Annotated in this window: 2 protein-coding genes; both read left to right on the top strand. The window is 53.5% G+C overall.

The genetic code is table 11. The annotated features are described in order from the left end of the window. The coding region (locus tag P3X23_RS00520) for a M1 family metallopeptidase (RefSeq protein ID WP_300872052.1) at positions 1-2,212 on the top strand (2,212 nt) is incomplete at its 5' end. Between the two features lie 636 nt (positions 2,213-2,848). Then, a partial coding sequence (gene trpS, locus P3X23_RS00515) for a tryptophan--tRNA ligase (RefSeq protein WP_300872049.1) occupies positions 2,849-3,598 on the top strand: 750 nt, incomplete at its 3' end.

Raw genomic sequence — 3,598 nt, 5'->3', positions numbered from 1 at the left:
CCCACCCCAAGCTTGGACCCAAGGGGAAGATGAGGACTCCCGCTACTGGTTTCCCTGTTTTGACTCGCCGGGGCACTTGGCCACCTCAGAAGTGCGGGCACGGGTGCGGCAACCGCTACAGGCAATTTCCAATGGTGAACTACGCGCCCGTTACAGCGAGGGGGAATGGCAAGTGTTTCATTGGTATCAGCCCCAAGTCCACCCCACTTATCTGATAACCCTTGCAGTGGGGGATTTTGCTGTCTTTGACGACCAGTGGCAGGGCAGACCCGTCACCTACTACGTCGCCAAAGATCGCGCTGCGGATGCCCGCCGCACCCTGGGCAAAACGCCAAAGATGATGGACTTTTTTAGTCGCATCTATGGCTATCCCTACCCCTATCCGAAATATGCCCAAGTTTGTGTGGCTGATTTTATCTTTGGCGGCATGGAAAACACCTCAACCACACTGCTGACGGATCGCTGTCTTTTAGATGAGCGGGCAGCCGCTGAGGATTTTCGCAGTGAAAGTCTAGTGGCTCACGAATTGGCGCACCAGTGGTTTGGCGACTTGGTTGTCATCAAACATTGGTCCCATGCGTGGATTAAAGAAGGCATGGCCTCCTATGCAGAAGTGCTCTGGTTTGAAGAAGAATATGGCGCTGATTTTGCCGCCTACTATCGCCTTGGGGAATTGCGCAACTACTTAAGTGAGGATAGCGATCGCTACCGTCGTCCCATTGTTACCCATATCTATCGCGACGCCATTGAACTCTACGATCGCCACCTCTACGAAAAGGGGGCCTGCGTCTATCACATGATCCGCCAAGAACTTGGCGAAGAGCTATTTTGGAAAGCGATTCAAACCTTTGTCCAGACCTACGCCCACCAAACTGTGGAAACAGTGGATCTCCTGCGAGCCGTTGAAACCGCCACCGGCCGCAACTTGCTTCCCCTTTTTGACCAATACGTTTTCCGCGGTGGGCATCCCGACTTCCACGTCAGCTATCGCTGGGAAGCGGCTGATCAATTGGCCGTGCTCACTGTCAAGCAACAGCAGGTCAGCGAAGGGGTCACCCCCCTAGAGCGCAATCTGTTTGATCTGCGGATTCCCGTTGGCATTGGCACCGTAGATGAGCAGGGACAGGTCTCAGTCAAAACCATCCCCCTGCGCATTCATGAAGCCGAGCACACCTTCTATCTGCCACTGCCACAGCAGCCCGCCTTTGTGAGTTTTGATGCCGGCAACCACACACTGAAAACGGTGATGCTGGAGTACCCCCTGCCTGAGCTAAAAGCCCAACTGCAGCATGATCCCGACGTTCTCGGCCGCATTCAGGCGGCCATTGCCCTAGGCAAAAAAGGGAATTTACAGGCTGTCCAAGCCCTTGAGGAGGCACTGAAACGGGAACCCTTCTGGGGGGTACGGCGCGAAATTGCCAAAGTCTTGGGGACGGTTCACCTGGATCACAGTTTGGCGGCTCTGCAACTGGCGCTAGGGGATGCTCATCCCCAGGTGCGGGCAGCAGCGGTGGAAGCCATTGCTGAGTTTAAGTCCGCCAAGGCCTACGAACTTCTTAAGCCCATTGCCAAGCACGGCGACCCCAGTTACAGCGTTGAAGCAGCAGCCCTCAAGGGAATAGGGGTAATTGCCGCTGCCAAACCGCAACCCAAACCCAAGCCCGAAAAAGTGCTCAAACGGCTGCGCAAAGCTCTAGAAACCCGCCAGGGCTGGAATGAGGTGGTGCGCTGTGGGGCGATCGCTGGCGTGGGTCAGCTCAAAGACATTCCTGAAGCAGTCAATTTAGTTTTGCACTATACTGCTGCGGACGTTCCCCAACCCCTGCGCTTGGCAGCCATTCGTACCCTGGGCACCATGGGCGATCGCCACCACCCCCAACTGCAACAAATCTTGGAGCGACTAGCGCAACTCAGCCATGAGACCTTTTTCTTTACCCAGCTAGCCGTTGTTCAAGCCCTGAGTCAAATTGATCATCCGCGGGTTTTAAGTATTCTGCAGCAGGTGGGCGATCGCACCACAGATGGTCGTATTAAACGATTGGTGGATGAAAGCATCGCCAACGTACAAAAAGCCATTGGCAACGATGACCGCCTCAAGGGGCTTGAGACTACCCTTAGCGAGTTACAAAAGGAAAATCAAACTCTGAAAAGCCGCCTTGAAGAGTTGGAGGCACGAACCAAGGCTACCAATCAGGAATCAGCGCCAAGTTAGCTACATCAATCGTATCAACGCCTGCGGGCACCGCTGCCGTCGGTTGGACACAGATCACACTGTCCGCAGGATCAAACAGGGTCAAGAATTACCAGTGATGCATCCCCGACACCGACGCCAGCATACAGTGCGGGCTGCTCCCACGGCGCGAGTCTTACCTCTGAACCGACTAGCTAAATTAGAGGAATTGGTGCAAGGAACCTGTATCCTTGCGTAGCTACTGAGGAGTTGACCGCCAGGGCTGCTGCTGACGACCAGAACTTGGGGAGAATTGTTATTGGCAATACCACCCGCAATCGCAAAGGAGGTGCGACCACGAAGCGACCCTGGCGATCAGTAAAGGCGGGCAGGGGACTCACAAAGGCCACTAGCAGTCATGGAATGATTAGTCCCCGCGCAGGCACAGCGGGGTGTTTCAGTAAAGAGAGTGAGGGATGGTATTGCCTTATTTCAAGGCCTTCTGTTCCACTGGAGCCAACTAATTTCAAGGGCAGTGCCCTAGGATCAGCCGCTGTGATGTTTCAACACCATCGGAGGCAAGTGTGCATATTTCCATGTCTATGTCTGTTCTGATTATGTGCCATCCCTGTGAAAAGGGCTGTAGCATAAATAGGAACGCAATGAGAGGAGGTTTGGGTGACCAAAAAACGGGTGCTTTCGGGAGTACAGCCCACAGGTAGTTTGCATTTGGGGAATTATCTCGGAGCAATTCGCAACTGGGTGGCGGGTCAATCAGCCTATGAAAACTATTTTTGCGTCGTGGATTTACACGCTATTACCGTCCCCCATAATCCAGCGGAACTCGCTGCCAATACCTATACAGTTGCTGCTCTGTATTTGGCCTGTGGGATTGACCCCACTCACGCCACGATTTTTGTCCAATCCCACGTCAGCGCCCACGCCGAACTCACTTGGTTACTCAACTGTATTACCCCCCTCAATTGGCTGGAGGACATGATCCAGTTTAAGGAAAAAGCCATTAAACAGGGCGAAAACGTTGCCGTAGGACTGCTGGACTACCCAGTGCTCATGGCAGCAGATATTTTGCTTTACGATGCCGATCTTGTTCCTGTGGGTGAAGATCAAAAGCAGCATTTGGAACTGACCCGCGATATTGCAGCGCGTGTGAACCATCTCTTTGCCCGCAATCAACCGCCGATTCTCAAGCTACCTGAACCTTTAATTGCCAAGGCGGGGGCACGGGTGATGAGTCTAACCGACGGTACCAAGAAAATGTCAAAGTCGGATCCATCGGAACTCAGCCGCATTAACCTTTTAGATCCTCCCGATGAAATCCGCCGGAAGATCAAGCGCTGCAAAACGGATTCCATTCGTGGTTTGACCTTTGATGATCCCAATCGTCCAGAAGCCAATAACCTGCTCACC

Source organism: Thermosynechococcus sp. Uc (assembly GCF_029335995.1).
Lineage (GTDB): Bacteria > Cyanobacteriota > Cyanobacteriia > Thermosynechococcales > Thermosynechococcaceae > Thermosynechococcus.
Note: the sequence above shows the minus strand (reverse complement) of the source record. Positions and strands in the feature narration are given on the sequence as shown.